We start from the raw sequence: 23,916 nt of genomic DNA on the forward strand, positions 1-23,916 counted from the left end.
TTAAAAAGTATTTGAATCGGTAATAAGTCCTATATGAAGGGTGGATAGTCTTTAGAAATCATGTTAAAATCAGCCAATATACCCACATCGTTTGCCTTATCCATCCTAGTCATTTGGATCATGCTCGATTCTTGGATTCGTCCTCTATCCTTTACGGACGAAGTGTTACCGAAACAGTGGTCACTTTGGTTGCTTCCTGCCTACATCGTTCTGTTCAGCGTCTGTTGGTTCATCTTACGACCGTTCTATCGCGTCAATCGCACAACTGGACATCAAATCGGATTTATTTTTCTGATTTACCTGACATTTCATATCGTATTTTTCTTTTTTAACGCGAATACGGATCGTGTCCTTGCTTCGCTTTACCTCATTTCGACTTGGCTTTTCGTCGGCATCGTCTCTTTGCTCTCCCGTACATCGATCGACCAATGGCATCGTCTTCTGTATTACTTCCTTTACGGACAAGCTGTCTTTCTCGCTTCCTACGCACTTATCGTCTCGTTTGGCACAACGTATGTTCCGGTCGAAAACCTACAATGGCTTCGGATCGGTCCTTTGTCGTTTCCTCAGCTGTATGTCGGAGAGCAGGGTTCATTCCTTCGCCTCGCTGGACTGATGAACAATCCGAATACGTTCGCAGCGTGGCTCGTTCCGGGAGGACTGCTTGCTTGGTTCTATCTACTGCGACAGTTTCCACGTGGGCAAAGTCTTCTGCACGCTGTTTTCTTACTGCTGATCGTCATTGCCTTGCTAAGGAGCGGTTCGCAGACAGGAATCTACTCCTTCGTCCTCTTGGCACTCTTGACGAGTATTCGAATGGTTCCGGGAACGAGACGCCGGATGCAGGTCGCTGCCTGTTATGTGACAGGAAGCCTGATCTTATGTGCCGTCTTCGCATTTCAAGGTCTGCTTCCCCGTTTGCTCAGTCTTAACGGACGATTTACGCTTTGGCAAGCAGGATGGCACGCTTCTGCTGACGCACTCTGGTTCGGTCACGGTATTGGAAGTGCCCCGCGCGGACTGCAGGAACAACTCGGTGAACGGATTCTTTATACATTTCACAGCACACCGATCACGTTTCTCTACGAATTCGGTCTCATCGGCTGTCTGCTGTATGGTGCAGTCTTTCTGTATCTGTTTTATCGACTGCTTCGCATTCAGACGACGGATCTCGCTTTCCTCGCGCTCTTGCTAGCCAGCTGGCTCGGGTTACTCCAATTCACGGAAAGTGTTCTCGTCAGACCGAGTGGATTTTATTTCATTTGGCTCAGCCTTCTCGCTTATGCGTCGCTTCGTCGACTTCCACCTCACGACAGTATCACGACAGTACCCACACCTAGACGCACCTACACGAAAGGGGTATGACATCATGAAGAAATGGACAGAACAACAAGTCATCGACAGCCTGATCGAAGCTAGTATCGAATATCCCTCTCTCGACGCAAAGACATATGCGCGCTGGTCGGTCGGAAAAGACATTCCATCGATCACGACGATCATTAATGTATTCGGCTCTTGGCGTGAAGCACTCCAAGCCGCTGGTCTCTCATCGATCCGTCCATATTTTTCAGACGAAGAGATTCTTGCTTTCCTCAAGGAAGCATCGACACGTTTACATCCTTTCCATAGTAATAGCTACCGGGAGTGGGCAAAGGCCAAACACGGTCCATCCTTGACGCTGATCAACTTACGTTTCGGTTCTTGGTCACGTGCGCTTGAAGAAGCACAGATCGAAATGACACGCTCCATCTCGATGACGGAAGAACGGATCATCACTGCTTTACTTGAAGCTTCCGATGTCCTTCCGCGTCTGACAACACAGACGTATGCGATTTGGGCACAGGAAAATGGACATCCGACAGTCGCGACGATTGCCCGTAAATATGGTTCGTGGGCAGATGCTCTCGCTTGCCTTGACATCGCTCCACCTCGCCGGAAATGGGTCGAAGAAGACGTCCTTGAAGCACTGCGACAGGCACAAGAAGAATTACCTTCTCTCAGCATCATCCATTATCGGAAATGGGCAGAAGGTCGCTCGGTTCCGAGCACCTCGACGATCAACGCCCTCTTCGGCAACTGGACCTCCGCCGTGCAATGCCTCAAGCGTGCACGCGTTTCTCTTTCCTAATCCTTCTCTTCCATCTAAAAAGGAGTGACCCGGTACGTTACCGGATCACTCCCTTTTCGTGCGTATCATGATTTTTCGATCTGCTCAAGTAGAGATGCTGGCAATAGTGTCACCGTATCGTGCTTCAACAAATAGATGTCTTCCGTATACGCCCCGATTCGTCGAGGATTGCGTTGCCCGTGGAGATTGTTTCGGATCGCTTTCGGAAAATTGACACCACACTCATAGGCATGAAGATACCCCCCACCAAATCGTGGATTGATTTCTGATAAATAGAGCGTGCCGTCCACATCAAACAGATCAAAATCTAGTGGCCCGACGAGACGAGTTCCCGCTAAGATCTGCTCAATCAATTCAAAGACGTCGTCGCGTTTGACGGAGCGACTCTTATCCGTTTCTCCTGCGCGCATGACGAGTTTCTCCTTAATGAAGATATCCGTCACTTCATGCGTCAGCCAATCGACATACACATCAACGCCAAGCTCTTGTCCTCTTAAGTATTCCTGAATCAATAAATTCGGATGGACAGCGAACAATCCTTCGACGACCTGAAGGGAGGAGACAACCTGGACATGGAGACTAGCACTGCCGTTACGTGGTTTTACGAAGACTGGAAATGCGACTTCCCCTTGCGCAAGCGCATTTTTGAATGCGTCGAGCATCGTGTATGTCCGTGCATGGGCAATCCCTTCCGTAACACAATACGTATACATAGCGTATTTATCAAAGCATAACTGGCACGCATCCATCGGTGAGACAAGGACCGTGACACCGATCGCTTCAAATCGTTCCGTTGCCGCTGCGAGCAACTCCAGTTCGGGATCGATCAATGACAACAGCGCCGTTACGCCTTCCCGCTGACACAACTCTAGTAGGTGATCGATATACCCCGGTGCGTCGATGCGCGGGACAAGATGATGACGTTCCGTCATATAAAGACCCGGTGCGAGTGGATTACAATCCGCAGTACTGACGTGACCGTCCGACATCTCACGAACGAAGTACTCGACCAGTTTCGTCCGGCGACCGACGCTTGTCATCAACAAATGAGAAGTCTTCATAGTGGCAATCTCCTTCGTTAAAAGTGATGCCTTTTCTTTTCGTGCCAGAAAGAAAGACTTCCTGCTTGGCGCTGTACTTTTTTCCTACGAACGAGCAGATAACATCCGATTCCGATCAATGCTCCGGTTCCATCGAGTAGTACATCTTGGACAAGACCAGTCCGGTCACCCGTTAAAATTTGATGAAACTCATCAAACACAGCGATGGTGATTGCTAATGAGTAAGCGAACAAGACGGCAAGACCCGGTGTCAAACGACGACGCGTCAAATCAATCAAGCCGATACCTAATACGAGAAACGTCGAGACATGGGCTGCTTTACGAATGAAAAATTCAATGAATCCACTGCGTCCGAGCGCCGCTACACTGACTTCTCCATGATACGAGAAGGAGATGAATCGTAGATGATCGACGAATCCTAATGGGATATAGCGAGATAGATCAGGTTTGATCGATTGTGCCTGATAGGGCATCGAACTTGAGATGAAGAGAATCAATAGGACGGTAAAGACGACATAGCCGGACCAGGTGATTTTTTTCATGAAGACACTCCCTTATTTGATATCACTTTAGAATAGCATGGACAGAAACGATAGGCGATTTTCTCCAAAAATCAATTTCTATTTTAACCCATTTCATTTTTTAGTTTCCTTGAAAAACTATATTTTACATTTATCAGGTTTCTTTTATAATGAAAGTGGTTAATTAGTACTATAAAGAATGAGCTGAAGAATAGGAGTGGAGTGCCATGAATCGTGCACTAGGTAAAAAAATCATGCAATTGCGCAAACAACACAAGTATACTCAAAAATTTTTAGGTGAACGGTGTGGTGAATCAGCAACGGACATTTCCGCTTACGAACGTGGTCAGCGCATTCCCTCTGCTCAAGTTTTGGAACGATTGGCTCTTGCTTTAGACACGACGATCATTGATCTCATCGATCCGAAGTATGTACAGCATCCTTCATTGAGTGAATTCATGCAACAAGCGCTTGAACCATCGCAACCGCTTGATCTAAAGCTCATTCTTGAAGATTTACTGGTTCATCTCAGCCTATCGAAGGAAATCTATTTTGATGGTCGACTCCTCTCATCACCTGTCCGGGATGAGATGGCAACGTCCATTGATCAAGCATTAAAGCGGGGTCTTTCTTCTATCGAAGCGTAAAAAAAGAGATCAAAATCAGTTGATTTTGATCTCTTTTTTTTATTCTGTTTGGACGATATGATCGATGTATAATTGATTGTCGTCATATGTTGCTTCTAATAACTGACGAAAAAATGTATTTTCGCTTGTTTTCTCGGATACGAATACACGTGTGTAATGCTTATGCGCCTGCTCGAGTACAGTGAATTTCAAAGTACGGGCAGATGAAGCGAAAAACAATTGACGACCGGGATAACCAAAGGCGTCCATCGCTTTCGATTCTTCTAAGAAATGAAAAGGTTCGTCTGGAAATAAGGTCTCAATGAACGATAGACAACTTTGTTGAAAGGTACTTCCGCTCTGATTTTCCATGATACATCCGGCTCCTCTTTCTTATGATGTACTTTGAATCATGCAAAGGAAACTATTGTATCTCATTACCCGGTCTTTAGACCTATTCAAACCAATATATTACATATATTTTTTATTTTATTATTACATTATATTTTGCATTTATTGTTTTTCAAACTCTAATACCATCATTGTCTTTCCTTCATATAGAAATTGTCCATGATAACGCGATAATGTTGCAAATTCAAACAGCGTTTTTGGTTCGTATAGATATTCGACCGCATAACTGACTTTTTCCTCTTGTCCGGATTTGAGATAAGCGTTGAACAAGAGACGTTCCCCATCGATATGATAGCCATAGAAAAGTAATGTCTTTTGAAAGCGTCGTGTCGCAATCGGATGGACAATTGATTTTAGGTGGTCGATGTGATGCAAGGACACGAGCAAGCGTCCACCCTGTCGTAGCAACTGACGGATGTTTCGGAAGAACAACAGTAATTCCCCGCGCGTATAACGTAAAATCGTCGTTCCCGGTAAGATGATTCGATCGAAATACTCAGGTCCGACGACGTCCGTCACGTCATGACTCCATCCATAAACCTTATGCTGATACGCCTCCGCGATTTGCTTCGTCCGCGAAGCTTCCGGTTCGATCAGATAAAGGTCATACCCCTCGTCCGATAAAAGATTAAACAGGGATGGATCAAACGTTCCATGAAACAGGATCCGCTCTCCTTTTTGTATATAACGTCGATAGAGCATCAACTCATCGACTTCATTTAACTGTTGTGCTTCTTGGTACAATCGACCAAATCGATCATCTCCCTGGACATGATCGAGCACTTGGACGCGGGAGTAGCTACCTTTACGCAAAAACGGACCAAATAAGACCTCACCCATGATACATCAACTCCTTGTAATGCTGAATCGCTTCCGCATAGTCTGCGCCGAGTCGCTCTGGCAACACGTCGAATTGTTCCTTTTGATCCGCTTCTAAAATCCAGAGGAATGCTTCGTTCGTCTCGAACAGGCGTAACGTCGTTCGATCGAACGCAAAACACCCTTCCTCATTTTGAATGCCGATCAATGTTAACGGTCCAATCCGTCCAGACGTCCGGGGTAATTCAAGATCCGAGTAAGGGGTGATGAAACGGCTCGTCCCTTGAAACGACCCTGCCAGTTGATACAACAACGGAAACAACTCCAGTTCCGTTTGCGACGCGAGCGCCTCTGGTTGCGGTTGCTGTTCTCGAAGACATTCAATATCGCTTGAAATATCCGCACTCAACTGAATCGTTTTTTGTCGATCAGCGTAAATCCCATCCGCAAAAAAGAACAGGCGGTGTGAGACGCGTAATCCGCTTACTGTCGCATAATCGAGAATCCCCATCGATTGATCGTTTTGAATGCACCCCGTTTGCTGCCAGTCTTGTAACCGCTCGGCAAGTGCGTCGCGAGATAACACCGTCAGCTGTGACGCAAGTGACGGAGATAAACGATCTGAGAACGTCAACAAAATCGGGGTCCTGCTCATCAGTTCGATGATCGGCAGATCGTGCCGCATCGGATGGTCAAAATAGATGACACTATTGATCGTCATCAATTGAAAACTGTCTACTGGAATCCGGTCCAACAATGAGCTGTCCTCGATATAGACATGACGCAGCGGTTGTGGATGGTGCGGCACGGATGCGGGATAGACACCCGTCATCAACGAAAGGAGAGCATGATGAACAGCCGGAACGGATGCCGAAACCGGTATCTCTTCCTGCGGTAAGAAGACACCGTTCAGGAAATCCGGTTGACCGAACAGAACCTCCCCGTTCTGCCGGATCAAATGAAACTGGACGTGTAGCATCTCGTGTTGCAAATAGGCAACGAGACGCAACGTACGCTCCCCTTCTCCTTGGAGGACGAAGACGTAGTGCTCATATTCCTGAAAATCCATGTAATCGAGTAAATCATGAAACGTATGCGTATCATAATCAAAGGCATCGATTGAAATACGATGTCTCTCACAAAAAGTCTGCATCGCGGTAGATGGCAAGGAACGTTGTAACCAGCCGTCTTGTTCCGATAAAAGTGATAATCCGATCATGTCCTCTCTCCTTTCTCGTCAAGTGATTGAAAAAAGGGCTTCATTCTCTACGATCCGAATGAAGTCCTTTTTGTGTGTATTAAGCCGATTTAACATTTGCTTTTGGTTTCGTATTAGTCCGGTCCATTTCCCGATGAGCGAGGGGGGCGACGGAGACGGTAGCAGGATTAAGACACCAAGCGCATGAAGTCATGTTACGCCGCGTTTCTTTTAAGATGAGTGTCATGGTTGTACCCCTTTCTGAATCAAGTGAGATGGTCGTTGAAACATTGATACGAAATCAAGTAAATCAGTGGTATCCCATTCCATTCGCTTCTATAATAGAAATTGGTACCCTGTACCAGTTCAATCTTCACGAAAGGACGAGGAGCCGATGGATCAATTCATGTCACCGCAAATCGGCTTAGCATTACGCCGACTGCGAAAGAAACATAATCTGACACAAAAAGATTTAGCAAACGGAATTTGCAGTCAAGCAGAGATCAGCAAGATCGAGAGTGGTACCCATTCACCGACAGTCGAATTATTATACGCTTTATCAAAGCGATTACAAGTTCCATTGTCAGCGTTCTTAGACCCTACAAATCAACAAACGAATTTACGAACGATTGACGAAGAATTACTTTATAAATTTAGAAATCAGGACTTTGAAGGCATTTATAAACAAAGTAAAGTCGCACTATCTAACGCTAATACTTCATTTGAACATTCATTATTATATAAATATTATTTCTTCATTTGCTCGTATCGACTAGGAAAAATCGATTACCGTACATGTATAGTAGAGCTCCAAAATCTATCTAATGAATACTCCACTTCATATTATTCACCAAATATGCTAATTCGAATTAAATCTGCGATTGCGAATCTGTATTCTGAAAATAGAAGTTTTCAATACAGTATCAATGTTTATGAAGAAATATTAAATCTCAACTTTGACAATGATGATTTAATCGTCGATCGAATTAGAATTTCGTATAATTTTTCAAAGATTCTTTTAGAATTTCAAAAACATAATCGAGCACTTACTATAATTGATGAAGCAATTGAAACAAGCTTAAAATTTAAAGATATGTCGTTACTCGGACAATTGTACTCTCAAAGAGCTGCTTGTTTAGATAAATTAGGTGCTCCATCACAAGAAATTATTAGAACTTTTGATAAATCATATTTTTTGTTTGAATTATTAGGAATGAAAGAGTATCAAAAAATTATTAAAACGATGAAAGAAGAATATCTAGCCAAATAGCTGTATCAATGTACGAATCTCAATTAAGCTCGTTTTACTGCGTACTCAAGTGGAATTCCATCAATAGCCACATCTGTTTTTTGTGAATACTCTAAAGGCAATCCTTTGATCGCTACATCGAAAGCTGGAGCATACTCAAGTGGTAATCCTTTGATCGCTAAGTCTGTTCTTTCTGAATACTCAAGTGGTAATCCTTTGATCGCTAAGTCTGTTCTTTCTGAGTACTCGAGTGGCAATCCTTTGATCGCTAGGTCTGTTCTTTCTGAGTACTCGAGTGGCAATCCTTTGATCGCTACATTAGTTTCAAGCTGACTAGCAACGCCAGCACCAACAGTAACAGACAATGATAAAGCTGCAATCGCTAAACCTAATTTCTTTTTCAAGTTCATTTAAATAACCTCCTATTATTTTTCGTATGGCTTCGTAACAACATCATATAACCTTAGACCCCCTCTGAATATTCGAATACGAATAATTATGGTATTTTACACATTTTTTTCATTTTCTATTACTTTTGGATCGGGTCATATGTCCCGAATACTGCATTTTTTTTACAAATCATCCATCAATATGTCGAACTTGTGTATGAAAATAGATTTTTTTGAATATTCCATCATGATGAAATTTCGTAACAGACAAAAAGAGAGCTAGTCCAACTCACACGAGTCGAACCAGCTCTCTTTATTTTGATGATCGTCGTAACGCGATGACATAAAATATACCGAGTATGAGAATCACACCTAGTAGTATCGAACTAATTGTTGTCCGAGTCGATGTATCCGGCATCCATATCCCAAGTCCCAAATTGATTGCTGCGATAATTAGGACGAGCCAAACGATCGTACGTGGTCGCATACCGATCTCCTTCCTGGTCTCCTCTGCCGTCCGCTCACCGAATGTGCTATGGTGACAATAACAAAGGAGGTTCTGTTCATGAATAGACTTGCAGTATTTTGTGGTTCTAAAGATGGCGCGCATCCTGTCTTTCGCGAGGCAGCAGGTACGCTTGGTCAAGCGCTCGCCGCACGCGACATCGGACTCGTATACGGCGGTTCCCGCGTTGGAACGATGGGAGCTATCGCGGACGCTACGCTTGCGGCTCAAGGTCAAGCGATCGGTGTCCTCCCCCACTTTCTACAAGAGAAGGAGTTAGCACACCCGGGACTGACTGAATTGCATCTCGTCTACTCAATGCACGAGCGGAAAGCGAAGATGTCAGAGCTTGCCGATGGCTTCATTATTCTTCCTGGCGGACCCGGAACGATGGAAGAGTTTTTCGAAGTCTTCACATGGGCTCAACTCGGTCTGCATGAAAAACCGTGTGGTGTACTTAACATTGACGGGTATTATGACTCCTTAATTACCCTGTTCGACACGATGGAACGTCAAGGATTCTTGATTCCCGAACACCGAGCGATGCTGATCGTCGAATCGGATCCGGATCGTCTCTTAGAACGCTTCGCCACATATGAAGCGCCACGCGTCAAAACGTATATGGATCGCTCACAAACCTGATGAAAACGGAGTCCTCGACTCCGTTTTTTTTGATGAATTCGCATCCTCTTCCGATATTTCTTCTCTCATTTACTAGTTTTCTCCATTTCGTTTCAGGATTCCTACTCTTTAGGCACAAAAAAAACCAGATGCGCAGAGGCATCTGGTAAAACGTTAGAAGAACTTCATGATTGCGTCACTAAGATTCGTCAAAGACGGTGTCTCGTCAATGACCATCAAACTACCTGTCGCAATCGCGAGTAATCCGAGACCCGATAAAATCCAGCCAGGATGTTTTACGTTGACGTCAGCATCAACGTTTTCTTTTCCGGACCGCGCATTCGCTGCTTGTTCCTTCAAGCGATCGCGACGGTACTGATGTTGTTCCTCTTTTGACCATTTCTTATATTCTGCGAGGAACTTCTTATATTCCGGTAAGACATCCTTCGTCGTCCCGTCGAGTCGAACTTGACCGTATTCGAGCCAGACGACACGCTCACAGAAACTCTTGATTTGCGAGAGCGAGTGACTGACGAAGATGATGGTCTTGCCTTCGTCCTTGAATTCGTTCATCTTATCGATACAACGATTATAGAAGGTTTGGTCACCGACCGATAATGCTTCATCGACGATCAAGATGTCGGCATCGACATTGACGGCGATTGCGAAGCCAAGTCGTGACTTCATCCCACTCGAGTATTTCTTGATTGGCTGATCAATGAAGTCACCGATATCCGCGAAATCGATGATTCCAGGCATCCGACGTTCGATTTCCGCATCGTCCATCCCAAGCAGGAGACATTTCAAGCGAATGTTCTCGCGTCCTGTCAGCACGTTCTTCAATCCTTGGGACACGGCGATGATCGCGACTTCTCCGTTGATCGCGACGTTTCCTTCGTTCGCGTAGATGATCCCTGAAATCAGATTCGAGAGCGTCGATTTACCCGAACCGTTGATCCCGACGAGACCGACGACTTCTCCTTTTCCGATCTCAAGTGAGATATCGCGTAAAGCTGTAAATGTTTTAACGCTCTTGCTTTGATTTTTGAACAAGAGCTTGAATTTTTCTTTCGTAGTCGTGACCATGTCGAAGCGTTTCGTGACATGGTCGAGTTTAATCATAGACATGGCGATTTCCTTCCCTTAAACGAGCTCAGTGAATGATTTACGGAACTTGATGTGCAAGAACGTTCCGGCTGAGAATAAGAGGAGCGTGACACTCCAGAAGTACAGACCCGTTGGCCATTCTTGCCAGACCCAATGTCCGCCGAGCAAGCTCGCCCGGTATCCCTCGACGAGATAGTAGACCGGATTCAAGCGTAGGACACCATGCAAGACGTCCGGGAACCGCTCGATGTTCCACAGGATCGGTGTCATATAAAAGAGCATCCGCATCATTGATTGTAAGAAGAGCTGGATGTCCTTGACGAGTGTGACAAGCGTTGAAAAACAAAGCGAAAAGGCATAGACGAAAATGTAGGTGGCAATCATATAGTACGGCAATTGAAGCAGTTTCCACGTGATCGGAATACCGTTCGCAATGATGACGACGATGACGATGGCAAGCATCGCAAAATGCTGATACATCCGTGACAAGATGACATACGATGGAATCGCACTCATCGGGAAACGCATCTTCGTTACCATCGCGAGACGGCTGTTAATCGAATTCGAGCCACGAAGCAAGGCATCGTTGATGAAGAACCAGACGACGATCCCGCAAAGGAGCCAGACGATGAATGGAATGTTTCCATCGACGTCTTTATTTCCGCGCAGACCGACTCCGAAGACGAACCAGTAGATGAAGATTTGGAGACCCGGATTGAGGAGCTCCCATAAAAGGCCAAGGCGCTGCTCTGCATGCGCTGATTTGATTTCATATCGCGCCAACCGGCGAATCAGGGGGAAATTATCGACCTGTTCCCGGATGATACTTCTCATTTCTTTCAGCATAAGTGTAAGTTCCTTCCGATTCATGATACATGTATTTTATTTTCATATTCGTTGATTCCACTCAAAAAAGACGGATGCCGTCCGCGATTGCTCAAACGAACGCTCCCTCCGCGTGAACGGGACCATGCCCGGTCGATTCTGACTCGCCTCCTTCTTCGTTTACTCGTGCATGATAGAAGCAATACTTCCTATATACACTTAATCAATTCTAGCCATCGGGAAAAAGCGTGTCAATGTATTGGACGAACCGACACCAAACTGTAGTTTTTCAGGCACGAAAAAACCGGCGGGTAACCACCGGTCATCTCCTAGTTTGCTTCCTTCATGCGTGATTAAAATGTGGAAATTCGATCGTCGTCGGTGGCGAAGCAAGCCCCCATACGAGGAGGACCGTAATCACACAAATAATGCCGACAAGAACGCCTCCTCGAATCGTATCATTCATCCAGCGTTGCCCCTTTTCATCTGAACTGCTTGTATACTGACATCATACAATATTTAGCAATTTTCGACCACTAAAAAATCGACATTTAATGGAAATGTTTAACGATTGTTCATATTCTTTCGTTTCATTTTTATCCAAGACAAGATATAATGAAAGCGCTATCATTCAAACAAGAAAGCGAACGTTCGGATTTAAATTACATCGAACGAACGACTCCCGTGGGTTGTCATGTTGTCGGACCTAAGAATTTACGTTATTTACAAAAGGTTCATCCCACGAAGCTTTCCAAACCCTTTATAGTAGAAGAAGAGGTCAACGATCGCAGCTCGACCTTGCATTCATACCCCACTCTTGAAGGAGGATTTTTACGTATGTACAAATCAAAACCGCTTTACGCAGCAGCTGTGGCTGTCGCCCTGACGACATCGGCAATCGTGCCGGTTGCCCAAACGACAGTTTCGGCTGCAACACATGTCAAAGTCAAAACGGTCAAACTCAAGTCACTCGTCTTCACGAAAGGTGCTCCGGTCAAACTCCCTGCTACATATAAAGGTGAGAAGATCACATGGAAATCTTACGATCGCCATGTGTTCAACCGTTATCAAACGGTCAAAGGCACATACGGTAAGAAAAAAAATCCGATTGAAGTCAAAATCTACATTCAGAACTACGCAGTGAAGTTCGTCGAGAAGGTCGCGGATCAGACAATCTATGTCGATCAAAAACCAGAATTGCCGAAAACACTAGCTGTTCTTTATGCGACAGGTCGCATCTATGACAAGCCAGTCCGCTGGTCGAAGGTCGATACGAGCGAAGCAGGTGTGAAATACGCGGTCGCAAGTTATACACGCCTCGGAAAGACAATTACATTAAAAGCAAAAATCACAGTTCTCGACGTCAACACGGATGACTTCTCGATCGGTTTGATGCACACTAACGATACGCACGCGAACCTCGATAAGACACCAAAACGTGCGACAGTCATCAAAGAACTTCGCGCAGCTTACCGTGCAGAAGGTAAACCATCGCTTCTCTTAGATGCAGGTGACGTCTTCTCTGGAACACTCTACTTCAACAAGTTCCTCGGTCAAGCAGATCTTGAACTGATGAACTACATGAAATACGACATGATGACATTCGGTAACCACGAGTTCGATCTTGGGGATACAGACAATAACATCGCCTTGAAGAACTTCGTCACTAAGGCGAAATTCCCGTTCATCACGGCGAACGTCGATTTCAGCAAAAATAAGTCGTTCAAGGGTCTACAAAAGAAAACAATCACTGCAGGGCCGGAGCGCGGCAAGATCTATCAAGGCATCATCAAGGAATACAAAGGTCAAAAAATCGGTTTCTTCGGTCTGACGACAGAAGAGACGAAAGATATCGCAAGCCCAGGTACGGTTGCGTTTGCAAACTATATTGCTAGCGCTAAAGCTGCTGTCAAAAAGCTTGAAGATCGTGGCGTCAATAAAATCGTAGCGTTGACACACATCGGTTTTGATGACAACGAAGCAATCGATAACGATCAATTGCTTGCACGTAATGTCGACGGGATTGATGTCATCGTCGGCGGTCACTCGCACACGAAACTTGAAAAACCGGTCGTCGTTGATGAGACGGTCGTTCCAGGCAAAGCAGAACCGACAATCATCGCTCAAGCCTACCAATACGGTGATTTCCTCGGAAATCTTGATTTGACGTTCGACTACAAAGGAAAATTGACTGAGTATAACGGTTCATTGATTGATGTTTCTACAGCAAAAGAAGATGTGCGTGCGGCTGAAATCCTTAAGCCATATGCAGATCAAATCGCTGAGTTGAAAAACGAAGAAGTCGGTGCGAATATCGTTAATGCCCTTCCAAACCCACGCGGCGAAATCAGTGTCCGCAACAGTGAAACGGCTCTCGGAAACTTGATCACGGATGGTATGCTCAAAAAAGCGAAAGAATACAATAAGGATACAGTCATCGCGATGCAAAACGGTGGAGGGATCCGTGCTGCCATTGATGCTGGTCCACTCACTGTCGGTGAAGTCTTAACGACGCTTCCATTTGGTAATACACTTGCGACTGTCAAGCTATCAGGTGCAGAAATTAAAGAACTACTTGAAATCAGCGTAGGTATTGCGCCGAAAGAAAACGGTGGTTTCCTCCATGTCTCTGGTATGAAATTCGAATACGATAGCACAAAAGCGGCCGGTGAACGCGTCACGAAGATGGAAGTGAACAATAACGGTACATTCGAAGTCATCGATCCAGCGAAGACATATGTCATCGCAACGAATGCCTTCACAGCTAAAGGTGGCGATGGTCTCACACCATTCGAGACGGCTTACAAAGCTGGTCGCGTCACGGACCTCGGTCTCTCTGACTGGGAAAACCTACGTGATTTCACGAAATCACTCGGTCAAGTCGACTACAAGATTGAAGGTCGCATCGTCGATACATCAAAACTTCCAAACTAATACGAACAAAAAACAACCGCAGGTCTTCTCGATCCATTCGAGAGAGCCTGCGGTTGTTGTTTTATAACGTTTGCGCGGAGTGCTGTTTCAACAGATCAATGATTTCATCGAGTTCATACTCCTGTGCCATCATCAGCGGCGTGAAGCCATCCGCATTTTTGATCGACGGGTCGGCACCGCGCTCGAGCAATAGCTTGACTGTCTGTTTCCCCTCACCCTCAACAGCATGATGAAGAGGCGTGAACTGATCGGCATCTTGTTGGTTGATTTTCTCGCCTCGCTTCAAGTATAGGTCGACGAGTTCATCGTTGTTACTGAAGACTGCCGTAATGAACGGTCGCTCGCCGAACTCATTGACAGCATCGACATCACTGCCTGCTGCAAGTAATTCCTTAAAGACCGATTCGAGTCCCGTGCTGGATTTACGATATCCGAGGTAATGCAACGCCGTATCCCCATCTGCATCGACTGCTTTCATATCACTTTCCGGGATCAAGCGATGGATATCTTCAAGCTTTCCTTTTTGAATCGCTGCCATTAATTCCGTCTCATTTAAATCCTGATCGTTCGTTTTTGCCGTCGCCGTGTCGTTACTAGCTGCCGTTTGCGTTCCCGCTTCGTTCAGCAAGATCCCTGCCCCTGCACTGACGAAGAACATGACCGTCAGAACACTAAGCGTGATGATGATTCCTTGACTATAACGTAGGAAAGGACGGGGTTGATGGAGCGGTTCACCCGTCAAGCGAAGCCGTTCCAGCATGGAGAGATTGGTCTGTAGCTTCTCATACAATAAGACAGAAAACGTCCGTTGCTGACGCTTCTCCGCTGTATAGGAAACGATATCCGTCGTCGCAAGAAGTGTTGGCCCGAGAATATCCTCAAAGATCGCTTGCCGAGCACACTCGTTGGATACAAGCGGTAGAACCATCTGATAACGAGTCCGTTCGCATGCTCGCGTGTATGCCGGACGTAAAAATGGAACCCAGCTTCCGATCCAAAGCAACACCTGCTTTTCTTGATGATTTCGTTTAATGCGTGCAAGTTCAAGCAGTAACTGGAACCGTCGTACCTCTGTCAATTCCAAATATGACGTCGGAAGGACGATCAAATACTTTTGAAATAATCCGATGACATGTGGTCGTTTCACATCGTTCTGGAAGTAGATTTCCGGAATCCGCCACAGCTGCAATTGTTCTGTATATATGCCGATTTGCTCGAATAACGCTGGGAACTGCTCCGCACTCAAGCGAACCCCTTCACTTCGAATCCGCGATACTCGTCGCCATTGACGTAACCAAAGTAATAACAGCAGGATCACTAGCGCGAACATCGCATAAATACCGCTCTCGCCTGTTTCAAATACTAATCCGATGATGCCACCCACTGTCAAAATGGCAACGCCTAATAACAAACTAAAATAAGCGGTCTCTTTTCGTGTCACTGCTTGCCTGATCCGTTGTGCGGGATCGATTCGTTCATTCGTCTCCTGCTCCATACGCCATCTCCTTCATCTATCGCTTAGTTCATTGTCTTTCTCATCCCTTCTTATCTTAACGGTTATTCCATCAAAGTTCCAAGGGAATCCTTTCCTGACATACCAAAAGAATATTCAGACAAATTATATTTTCAAACACATTTTGATAACGTAACTTTTTTTCCTGAATATTCATTATATATGTAATAAAATTTCTAAAATTCTATTTTAGAACGTTTTTTGTTGATTTTTCAGCATTTATACGCAATTCTCACAATAAAGCAACCTGCCATTCGAACCACTAACTTTTTATTAGCAGGTGGGACAATAGTCACTCTTTTATATTGCAGAAAAATTTGGAATCCCATATAATAACTAACAGGAAGAAGAATATGGGAGTGATGAATTTGGGACTATTTAATTTAATGAAAAAGGACTACACCGTCCAGTATCACGTATTACGCGGAGATGAGATCATCGATACGGATCGATTGAATGTTCGAGCAGGCGATCACACGACAGCACGAAAAAAAGCCGACAACATGTTAAGAAGAGAATACGGACGCACTCAGTACAAAATCGAGTGGGTACAACGGTTCTAATCGCTAAAATAACCCATCGCCTCAATCCTAGGATTGGGACGATGGGTTATTTTCATGCGTGCTGTTGTTCTTGTTCGCGAACGATCCGATCGGCTTTTAAATAGAGACGGATGACAGTGTATAAGACGATGCCGACGAGTGCACCACTACCATCGATTAGTACGTCTCCAACGAGTGGTGTACGTCCGCCCGTCAACAATTGGTGAAACTCATCCAACACACCGATCGTCATCGCCGTCGTGAAAGCAAAGAAGGCAGCTGGGAACGCTGCGTATCCTCGACCGCGCAAAAAATGAACGAGACTAATCCCAAGAACGAAGAACAGACTGGCATGCATGCCTTTCCGAATGAAGAATTCAAGGAAGGCAGCAGGTCCAAGAGACGCGACGCTGATCGGGACTTCATAATGGAACGACACGAAGGAAAACGCATAGACCCAGTCGAGCGGCATATGTTGCGTCAAAAATGGAATCAGGGATTGTTGCTGATAGGTCATCGAACTGAAAACGAATAAGGAAAGTAAGGTGGCTCCTCCTACGTAAGCAGCAATGGGTATACGGCGCATCATGCACGCTCCTTTCTCTTTGTACATCCTACCATGGATGCTTATCGTGAACATACGCCAAAAGACGGACATGCAATGCTCTCATATAATGTGCTTTCCCTCTTTTACAACTCGTACAACAAAAACACCCCATCCAGATGGATGAGGTGAAAAGCTTACAACGATGACGGTTTCGGATCGCGTAAGAGGTGTTTGATATCTTGGAACGTCACGAACGTTCTGTTTTTCGCATCGTATAGCTTATACCGAAGCGATTTCAAACTTGAGAAGAGACCGATCTTCGTCGCCTTCTGAAGCGGTGGCGTCGAGACATGTGCTTTTTCGAGATGATAGTTCGGAACACGTGGACTGAGATGGTGAACATGATGGAATCCAATGTTTCCTGTTACCCATTGTAAGACCTTCGGTAATTCGTAATACGAACTACCTTCGATTGCTGCCTTGACGTAATCCCATTCGCTCTCATCTTCAAAGTACGAATCTTCGAACGTATGCTGGACGTAAAATAACCAGATTCCGAGGACACCTGCTGTAAACATCGTCGTGCCTTGGATGATCAGGAAGGCTTGCCAGCCGATGAAGTAGATCAGGATTCCGTACAAGACGACGAGCGACGCATTGATGACATGTGTGTTGATGCGTTCTTTTTTCCGAGCATCCTTCCGGTTGAAGCGGCTCGAGACAAGAATCAACAAGAGTGGTCCAAGACCAAACATGACGAGTGGATTCCGGTACAGACGATACTTGAGACGTGTGAAGCGTGATGCTTCGATATACTCCTCAATCGTCATGACCCAGATGTCGCCGACACCGCGTTTGTCGAGATTCCCACTTGATGCATGGTGGATCGAGTGCTCCCGTTTCCATTTCTCATACGGGAATAACGTCAAAATCCCCGTGATCGTCCCGACGATGGCGTTCGCCTTCTTATTTTTGAAGAATGAACCATGGGTACAATCATGGAAGATGATGAACATCCGAACGACGAATCCTGCAGCGAGGATCGCCAACGGGATCGCGAGAAACACAGATAGCTTCAGGGCCTCATATGCCAGAAACCATAGGACGAGAAATGGCAGGATCGTGTTGATCATCTGCCGGACGCTGGCTTTGATGTCTGCCTTCTCAAACGGCGACACATGTTTGCGCAGCTGGGCAATCTTTTCTTTACTCATAGTGGTGCTTCCTCCTCGGGTTGTTTCAGCGTTCACGACGCTAAGTAAAATAGTGAAACTAAAATATGAAACCAGTGAGCGGTGGTCGTGACGGTGCCTCTACAACACGATTCAAAAGCGGCACTCTAATTGTTTAGCGCTAAAATATTTTTATTACCAGGTAATTATATCACATATCATAATTCGTCCACGGTTTATTTTTAAAATTAAAAAAGCAGAGACAGGCGTCTCTGCTTACTCGATCGATTTGAGTGGGTTGACGGCTGGGCCTTCTAGCACCTCTCCTGTCGGACCGAATCGTGAACCATGACACGGACAATCCCACGACCGTTCCGCCTCATTCCATTTCGTATCGCATCCCATATGGGTACAGGTCGTCGAGACGAGATGAAGCTTCCCTTCCGGATCCCGGTAACCACCGACCGTTTTTCCGTGATGCGTCACGAGTCCACCTTCGTCCGGTTGTAACTCGTCGGCACTGCGACGCGCTTTCGTCAGCTTTCCTTTAACCAGTTCGATTGCAACATCCGCATTGTTCTTGACGAACTGCGTCGCATCCTTCGTTTTTAGCTTTGAACGGTTCGGGTCAAACAGATGCCGAAAACGGTTTGGTGTTCCCGTCAACAAATCACTAAGTAACAGCCCTGCTGCGATACCGTTCGTCATCCCCCACTTCGCAAAACCGGTCGCGACGAACACGTTCGGATCATTTGGCGTCATCTGTCCGATGTACGGGATCTTGTCGAGCGTGATTAAATCTTGCGCTGACCAGAACTGTCCGAACGACTCGACATGGAATTCATGCTTTGCAAAATCTGCAAGGTGCTGATACCGCTGCATCGTCTCTGTCTCGTGACCAGATAGATGATTCTCCCCCCCAAACAGACCAAGCAGACGACCGTCTTCTGTCCGCGTGTGACGCAGAGAACGACTCGGTTGATCGGCACTCATGAACATCCCGTCCGGAAACGTCTCATCGACCTGACCCGATACGATATACGAGCGATGGACTTCAAGCTTTGAAAAATACAACCCTTTAAAATCATGGAACGGAAAATGGGTCGCGATGACGACCTTCTTCGCCTCAATCCGGTGACCGTTCTCAAGGATGACTGTCGGCGTCCGGTTCGATTCGAGCGATACAGCACGGGTCTGTTCGTATAAGGCCCCCCCTTGGTGGACGATTTGTCGGGCGAGTCCTTGAAGATATTTGACTGGGTGGAACTGTGCTTGATCGCGCAAGACGACAGCTTTTTTTACATCGTACGGCAACTTACTCCGAACTTCTTGCGTCGCTTCTCCACCGTTCAATCCCAAACGTTCATAGGCTTTTACTTCTCGTTCCATCGCTTGCTCTTTTGATGTCGCAGCGTAGAGATACGCGTCCTGCGTTTCAAGTTCACAAGCTATGTCGAGTCGTTCCACCTGATGACGTAAAAACGTGATGGCTTCTTCATTTGCTTCATAATATAGTCGCGCCGATTCTTCACCGACCGTTTTGATTAACGTATCGTAAATCAAACCGTGCTGTGAGGAAACTTTTGCCGTCGTATAACCCGTCGTACCAGCAGCGACGTCACCGGCTTCGATCACAGCGACATCATATCCCCGTTCAGTCAGTTGCATGGCCGTGACGAGCCCAGCAATACCAGCCCCGATGATGACGACATCATGCTTCGCATCTTGATCCAAAGGGGGATAAGAAGTGGCAGGTGTACTTTCCTTCCAATAAGATGACGGAAATCCGGATAAGTAAGACATCATAAAACTCCTTTCGGAAAACACGATAGGTCGACATGTTAAAAGTTCCCTGAACGATACGAAAACATGCGTGAATCGTATCGTTTTAAAAAGAAGCTCTAATTTAAAGGAATTAAATTACTTTAGTGAAAAATAAAAGAGGATAATTAGGTTGATAATCCTAAGAGAGGAGTCCATTTTATGAAACTGAGCCGCCATATCATCGAAACCTTTCGTCGTTTTACCCTTGCAGCAAGTATGGATGAGTATGACTTTGCAAGCGTTCTAACAAAGGAAATTCCAGAACTGACAGATATCTGCATCACGATTCGACCGACGCACCTTCACCTTCAAGCCGCTGTACCGTTGACACGTTATGGTCTAGAGCGTGACTTACCGGTCAAATTAACGCTCCAATTGCGAGCAGTCGATAAACGCACCATCACGTTCGAAGTCTTTGACGTCTGTCCTCATGACACCGAATCCTTTAATGAAACCTACCTTATTCGTCCACCTTATCTGCGTTATGCAAATCGACTTCTGACCGTCGATCTTTCCTTCTATTTTCCTTTCCGTCATGCCCGTTACCGTTCGATTCGTCACGTTAAACTGGAAGAAGGTTTTCTGCTTGCTTATTTGTCTCATTAAAAAAGGGCACCCTCTCCTAAATAAGGCGAGGGTGCTCGTGTCTGTTACGAACTTAACTTATCCGCTTGACGCTCTAGCAGTCCGAGGCGACGAATCTTTTTCTCCTCGACGACAGCGACGATCGCAAGAGCAATCAACCCGAACAATAACGCGGCATTAAAGATGATGAACGTATCGCTCCAGCCATGTAACGTAACCGAACCAATCGTTAGACCGTTCGTTTCCGGGTCAGCGATTTTTGCTAGACCGACTTTTGCGATCGAATCACCGAACAAGTAACCGAATGTCCCGACCATCCCGTTCGTGACCGTTGTCGCTTGTTTCGGTGCGAAGCTGATGACCGAGACACCGATCAAGAGCTGCGGTCCGTAGATGAGCGCACCGAGTGCAAATAGTGACGCGTAAATCATAAGTTCACTCGTCCCGTAACGATAACCGAGGACCGCGACGGCCGTTAGTAAGAGACAGATCGCTGCGACGAGCGCCCGGCGTCCTTTGAGCAAGTCGGATACATACCCCCAGATCATACTGCCGCACAACGCACCAATCTCAAAGAAGAAAATCGTATTGACGGCGCTCTCCGTGCTGAAGTGTAAGTGTTCCGTGACGTAGAGCGGCGCCCAGTTATCAATCCCGATCCGGACGATGTAAACGAAGACGTTCGCGATACAGAGCGTCCAGATCCATGGGTTCGAGATGACGTACGTTTTGAAGATTTGCCATTTTGTCATACTTTCAGCAGCGATGTTTTCCGGTTCGATCGGTTCCTCGAAGATTTCTTCACTCCGATTCCACCCGAGTTCCTCCGGATCATCCTTCCCGATGAACAGACCGACGATTCCGATAACGAGCGCGATCGCAGCTGGGAAGATGAACATCCCGACGACACTTCCGTTGAAGAAGACGTTCGCTCCCCAAAGTGCGAGACCACCGGCAATTGCTCCACCGATGTTATGCGAAACATTCCAGAAGCCGAGGTAGCGTCCACGTTTTTCAAACGGTGTCCAGCGGGCGATCGTCGAATACGACGACGGTCCCCCGACCGATTGGAAGAACCCACTGAGTCCCCATAAAACCATCAATAAACCGACCGGACTTCCGCCGGCACTCATCAATAGCCCCATCGCGGTGACGATTAAGGACGAGAGAATCAATAAGAACGAGATGACGCGTTTCGTATTTTTCCCGTCAACGAAGTAGCCGAGCAATGTTTTCCCGATTCCGTATGTAATCGAGAAGGCGAAGCCGATATAACCGAGTTCCGTCGTCGTAAAACCTAGTTCCTCTTTCAAGAGCGGTTGCGCTGCCTTGAAGTTGTTTCGGATGAGATACATTGCCATATATGAGAAGAAGACGACTAAAAATGCCTTTAAGAATTGCTGTAACCATTGTTTCCGTTGTACTTCGATTGGTATGCCGGCATTCGGCAATTTTTTGATGCTGAAGAAGCCCATCTTCCATTTCCCCTATCTGAATCAGAGTCTTCGCATCATTTGTCCTGGAGCTGATTGAATCGACGGAGGTAGTCCCGGTAATCGGCGACGATGTCCTGCCCGACGTTCTGCTGGATCGGTTGTGTCTTCGCGATCGCATAGGTCGGCGTGCCGAACGAGACTTTCCGCAGGATCGCCTGACCGTCCGCCGAGAGCACGAAACGCATGAAGGCATTCGCCTGCTTTTGTTGCGTCCGTCCTTTCAACTTTGAGATCGCGTTGATCGAGTACGTATCGAGTGGGATGCTTTTGACCGGATAATACTTTTCGTGTAGCGATTGTTGATCCCCGATGAAATTGACCCCAAGCATCGCTTCCCCACTGGCGACGTACGACGTCGGTGCAAAACCGTTCGCCGTGAATAGTCGCGTTCGCTCGATTAGCTCGCGTAAGACACCTTCCGACTTCGCTCCGTATCCGTCAAAGATCGCTTGCAGGATCGTCGCACCGGTACCGGAATGGTTCGGATCCGGCAAAATTAACTCGTCCTGATACCGTTTCGCTGTCAAGTCAGCGAGCGTCTTCGGATACGGTGCCGCCCCGAATCGGTTGTTCCAGACGTCCGTATTGATGACGATTGCGAGGCGTTCGACTTCGTAGCCGATCCAGTAGCGATCCGGATCCTGTAGTTCCGCTTGATCCATGTCGCTCGGGAACGGTGTCGACAACCCGCGTTGCTTGAGCGTCTGGTGGGCGTCCCACGTCCCCCCGATGATGACGTCAGCGCGCGGATGATCCGCTTCCTTCGTCACACGCCGGACGAGTTCTTCCGTCGACAGGCGGACGAACTCATACGTACAGCCTGCTTGTTCACAATATGATGACAGCAAGGCGCGACCGATATCCTCTTTCGCAGAGACATACGCCGTCAAATGCGGAACGGTTTCCCGCGCAGCTGTTCCCTGCTTCGTCTGTTCATTGTTGCGGACGATCCAAATGCTCATGAGACAAATGATACTCAGCAAGAAGAGCATTCCTTTTCTCATCGATCTGCCTCCTTCCCGGTCGGCAGGAGTTGTCCTTTTAAATAGAAGGTGTTTCCATTGTCATCATCCATGTACTGGACGCTGAACAATGTCTCATACACAGTAATATTCATTAAGTTGGCACGCGTATTCTGCTCATTCTTGAACCGCTGAAGCTTGAGAATGCGCGGCTGTCCCTGACTGGCATCGAGTGCTTGACCGACTTCTTCATAGTCCGTCATCGGCTCTGCCTGCGCCAGGCGACGCTTGACGTCTTCTCGCTCACGTGTAGTCAAAGAACGAGATCGTCCTGCTGCATACACGGTCACGACTTCCGCCTCAGCGAACTGACGCGCGAGCTGTTCTGGTTCGTGATAGGCGTTCAAGAAGCGTGCTTTTAATGTCGTCGTCTGAGTGCTAGGACGTTGCGCGACACATTTTCCATTTAGCGTCATGCTTTCCCCGAGCGAGAACGTCCATGTCGTTCCGTTTAAGAAACGGAGCGTCCCGTTAAATGTCGCCGTTCCCACCGGACAGGTCCCGTTTGTCACTGTCTTCATTTGCTTCAATAGCGTCGTGATGCGCTGGACTTCCGTTCCATCTTCTACCGTCTGCTCACCCCATGCCCGGTGACGTAACGTCAACTCGGTCGGAAGTGAGTCATCGGAAGCATTCAGCCGTTTCGGTCCATCGAGGACGTGCAAGCGTCCGAAGACCGTCTGCTGAAGCAAAAGAAGACCGAGGGCAAACAAGATACCCATCAGGAAGAGATAAGCGATAGTCGATGCTTTCATGATTCCTCTCCTTGCTTGATTCTTAGATTACGGAGCAATTGTTTCGTAAATCCGGTCGAATTGTTT

Annotated in this window: 26 protein-coding genes; 8 read left to right on the forward strand and 18 right to left on the reverse strand. The window is 46.6% G+C overall.

What is annotated here, in order from left to right; all coding sequences use genetic code 11:
- Nucleotides 1–60: 60 nt before the first annotated feature.
- Nucleotides 61–1,365 (forward strand): O-antigen ligase family protein, encoded by a 1,305-nt coding sequence (locus Q9R23_RS06970; protein WP_311246666.1) that lies wholly within the window; start codon nt 61–63, stop codon nt 1,363–1,365.
- Between the two features lie 4 nt (nt 1,366–1,369).
- Nucleotides 1,370–2,128 carry a homing endonuclease associated repeat-containing protein gene (locus Q9R23_RS06975; RefSeq protein WP_311246667.1) on the forward strand — a complete coding sequence of 253 codons (759 nt, stop codon included), beginning with the start codon at nt 1,370–1,372 and terminating at the stop codon, nt 2,126–2,128.
- Between the two features lie 65 nt (nt 2,129–2,193).
- Here Q9R23_RS06975 and Q9R23_RS06980 read toward each other — a convergent pair whose 3' ends face one another.
- Both Q9R23_RS06980 and Q9R23_RS06985 read right to left on the reverse strand, forming a co-directional pair.
- Nucleotides 2,194–3,189 (reverse strand): ATP-grasp domain-containing protein, encoded by a 996-nt coding sequence (locus Q9R23_RS06980; protein WP_311246668.1) that lies wholly within the window; start codon nt 3,187–3,189, stop codon nt 2,194–2,196.
- 17 nt (nt 3,190–3,206) lie between these two features.
- A complete protein-coding gene (locus Q9R23_RS06985) occupies nt 3,207–3,731 on the reverse strand; it encodes a VanZ family protein (protein ID WP_290756613.1) in 525 nt (174 codons plus the stop codon).
- Between the two features lie 206 nt (nt 3,732–3,937).
- Between Q9R23_RS06985 and Q9R23_RS06990 the strand changes: the two genes are divergently transcribed.
- A complete protein-coding gene (locus Q9R23_RS06990) occupies nt 3,938–4,357 on the forward strand; it encodes a helix-turn-helix domain-containing protein (RefSeq protein WP_311246669.1) in 420 nt (139 codons plus the stop codon).
- Nucleotides 4,358–4,396: 39 nt separating this feature from the next.
- Here Q9R23_RS06990 and Q9R23_RS06995 read toward each other — a convergent pair whose 3' ends face one another.
- The 4 genes from Q9R23_RS06995 to Q9R23_RS07010 all read right to left on the reverse strand — a co-directional run bounded on the left by Q9R23_RS06995 (nt 4,397) and on the right by Q9R23_RS07010 (nt 7,011).
- Nucleotides 4,397–4,708 (reverse strand): hypothetical protein, encoded by a 312-nt coding sequence (locus Q9R23_RS06995; protein ID WP_311246670.1) that lies wholly within the window; start codon nt 4,706–4,708, stop codon nt 4,397–4,399.
- A gap of 141 nt (nt 4,709–4,849) precedes the next feature.
- A complete protein-coding gene (locus Q9R23_RS07000) occupies nt 4,850–5,587 on the reverse strand; it encodes a hypothetical protein (protein WP_311246671.1) in 738 nt (245 codons plus the stop codon).
- Entirely contained in the window at nt 5,580–6,785 is a 1,206-nt protein-coding gene (locus Q9R23_RS07005; protein WP_311246672.1) for a hypothetical protein, read from the reverse strand. The genes Q9R23_RS07000 and Q9R23_RS07005 overlap by 8 nt, the downstream gene beginning before the upstream one ends.
- A 79-nt stretch (nt 6,786–6,864) precedes the next feature.
- Entirely contained in the window at nt 6,865–7,011 is a 147-nt protein-coding gene (locus Q9R23_RS07010; RefSeq protein ID WP_214729303.1) for a hypothetical protein, read from the reverse strand.
- Between the two features lie 147 nt (nt 7,012–7,158).
- Here Q9R23_RS07010 and Q9R23_RS07015 point away from each other — a divergent pair, with 147 nt between their 5' ends.
- A complete protein-coding gene (locus Q9R23_RS07015) occupies nt 7,159–8,034 on the forward strand; it encodes a helix-turn-helix domain-containing protein (protein WP_056063302.1) in 876 nt (291 codons plus the stop codon).
- 23 nt (nt 8,035–8,057) lie between these two features.
- Here Q9R23_RS07015 and Q9R23_RS07020 read toward each other — a convergent pair whose 3' ends face one another.
- Together Q9R23_RS07020 and Q9R23_RS07025 are read right to left on the reverse strand one after the other, a co-directional pair.
- The gene (locus Q9R23_RS07020; RefSeq protein WP_214852246.1) at nt 8,058–8,423 is read right to left on the reverse strand and encodes a hypothetical protein; all 366 of its coding nucleotides are present in this window, start codon (nt 8,421–8,423) and stop codon (nt 8,058–8,060) included.
- Nucleotides 8,424–8,715: 292 nt separating this feature from the next.
- Entirely contained in the window at nt 8,716–8,889 is a 174-nt protein-coding gene (locus tag Q9R23_RS07025) for an LPXTG cell wall anchor domain-containing protein (protein ID WP_155960186.1), read from the reverse strand.
- 78 nt (nt 8,890–8,967) lie between these two features.
- Here Q9R23_RS07025 and Q9R23_RS07030 point away from each other — a divergent pair, with 78 nt between their 5' ends.
- Nucleotides 8,968–9,549 carry an LOG family protein gene (locus Q9R23_RS07030; protein WP_311246673.1) on the forward strand — a complete coding sequence of 194 codons (582 nt, stop codon included), beginning with the start codon at nt 8,968–8,970 and terminating at the stop codon, nt 9,547–9,549.
- Between the two features lie 153 nt (nt 9,550–9,702).
- Here Q9R23_RS07030 and Q9R23_RS07035 read toward each other — a convergent pair whose 3' ends face one another.
- The 3 genes from Q9R23_RS07035 to Q9R23_RS07045 all read right to left on the reverse strand — a co-directional run bounded on the left by Q9R23_RS07035 (nt 9,703) and on the right by Q9R23_RS07045 (nt 11,926).
- Entirely contained in the window at nt 9,703–10,656 is a 954-nt protein-coding gene (locus Q9R23_RS07035) for an ABC transporter ATP-binding protein (RefSeq protein WP_311246674.1), read from the reverse strand.
- Between the two features lie 15 nt (nt 10,657–10,671).
- Nucleotides 10,672–11,481: an ABC transporter permease gene (locus tag Q9R23_RS07040; RefSeq protein ID WP_214730036.1), complete on the reverse strand. Its 810-nt coding sequence runs from the start codon at nt 11,479–11,481 to the stop codon at nt 10,672–10,674.
- A 322-nt stretch (nt 11,482–11,803) separates the two neighbouring features.
- Nucleotides 11,804–11,926, reverse strand: coding sequence for a hypothetical protein (locus Q9R23_RS07045; protein WP_255359374.1), 123 nt, complete (start codon nt 11,924–11,926; stop codon nt 11,804–11,806).
- A gap of 371 nt (nt 11,927–12,297) precedes the next feature.
- Here Q9R23_RS07045 and Q9R23_RS07050 point away from each other — a divergent pair, with 371 nt between their 5' ends.
- Entirely contained in the window at nt 12,298–14,394 is a 2,097-nt protein-coding gene (locus Q9R23_RS07050) for a 5'-nucleotidase C-terminal domain-containing protein (RefSeq protein ID WP_311246675.1), read from the forward strand.
- A 61-nt stretch (nt 14,395–14,455) separates the two neighbouring features.
- On the opposite strand, the gene Q9R23_RS07055 is transcribed toward Q9R23_RS07050, so the two are convergent.
- Nucleotides 14,456–15,889, reverse strand: coding sequence for an ankyrin repeat domain-containing protein (locus Q9R23_RS07055; RefSeq protein WP_311246676.1), 1,434 nt, complete (start codon nt 15,887–15,889; stop codon nt 14,456–14,458).
- Between the two features lie 371 nt (nt 15,890–16,260).
- Here Q9R23_RS07055 and Q9R23_RS07060 point away from each other — a divergent pair, with 371 nt between their 5' ends.
- Nucleotides 16,261–16,470, forward strand: a complete 210-nt coding sequence (locus Q9R23_RS07060; RefSeq protein WP_311246677.1) for a hypothetical protein — start codon at nt 16,261–16,263, stop codon at nt 16,468–16,470.
- Nucleotides 16,471–16,522: 52 nt separating this feature from the next.
- On the opposite strand, the gene Q9R23_RS07065 is transcribed toward Q9R23_RS07060, so the two are convergent.
- From Q9R23_RS07065 to Q9R23_RS07075, 3 genes are all read right to left on the reverse strand, one after another.
- Nucleotides 16,523–17,035, reverse strand: a complete 513-nt coding sequence (locus tag Q9R23_RS07065) for a VanZ family protein (RefSeq protein WP_311246678.1) — start codon at nt 17,033–17,035, stop codon at nt 16,523–16,525.
- A gap of 155 nt (nt 17,036–17,190) precedes the next feature.
- Entirely contained in the window at nt 17,191–18,210 is a 1,020-nt protein-coding gene (gene desA / locus Q9R23_RS07070) for a Delta(5) desaturase DesA (RefSeq protein ID WP_311246679.1), read from the reverse strand.
- Nucleotides 18,211–18,444: 234 nt separating this feature from the next.
- Entirely contained in the window at nt 18,445–19,971 is a 1,527-nt protein-coding gene (locus tag Q9R23_RS07075; RefSeq protein WP_311246680.1) for an FAD-dependent oxidoreductase, read from the reverse strand.
- Between the two features lie 180 nt (nt 19,972–20,151).
- Here Q9R23_RS07075 and Q9R23_RS07080 point away from each other — a divergent pair, with 180 nt between their 5' ends.
- The gene (locus Q9R23_RS07080) at nt 20,152–20,598 is read left to right on the forward strand and encodes a hypothetical protein (protein ID WP_311246681.1); all 447 of its coding nucleotides are present in this window, start codon (nt 20,152–20,154) and stop codon (nt 20,596–20,598) included.
- Between the two features lie 44 nt (nt 20,599–20,642).
- On the opposite strand, the gene uhpT is transcribed toward Q9R23_RS07080, so the two are convergent.
- From uhpT to Q9R23_RS07095, 3 genes are read right to left on the reverse strand one after another with little or no spacing between them, the layout of a single operon-like run.
- The gene (uhpT, locus tag Q9R23_RS07085) at nt 20,643–22,052 is read right to left on the reverse strand and encodes a hexose-6-phosphate:phosphate antiporter (RefSeq protein ID WP_223040859.1); all 1,410 of its coding nucleotides are present in this window, start codon (nt 22,050–22,052) and stop codon (nt 20,643–20,645) included.
- A 35-nt stretch (nt 22,053–22,087) separates the two neighbouring features.
- Complete coding sequence (locus Q9R23_RS07090; RefSeq protein ID WP_311246682.1) at nt 22,088–23,077, reverse strand: ABC transporter substrate-binding protein; 990 nt, start codon at nt 23,075–23,077, stop codon at nt 22,088–22,090.
- Nucleotides 23,074–23,850, reverse strand: a complete 777-nt coding sequence (locus Q9R23_RS07095) for a DUF3919 family protein (protein ID WP_311246683.1) — start codon at nt 23,848–23,850, stop codon at nt 23,074–23,076. Before Q9R23_RS07095 ends, Q9R23_RS07090 begins: the two co-directional genes overlap by 4 nt.
- Nucleotides 23,851–23,916 lie beyond the last annotated feature (66 nt).

The sequence above is a fragment of the Exiguobacterium sp. BRG2 genome (assembly GCF_031844245.1).
Lineage (GTDB): Bacteria > Bacillota > Bacilli > Exiguobacteriales > Exiguobacteriaceae > Exiguobacterium_A.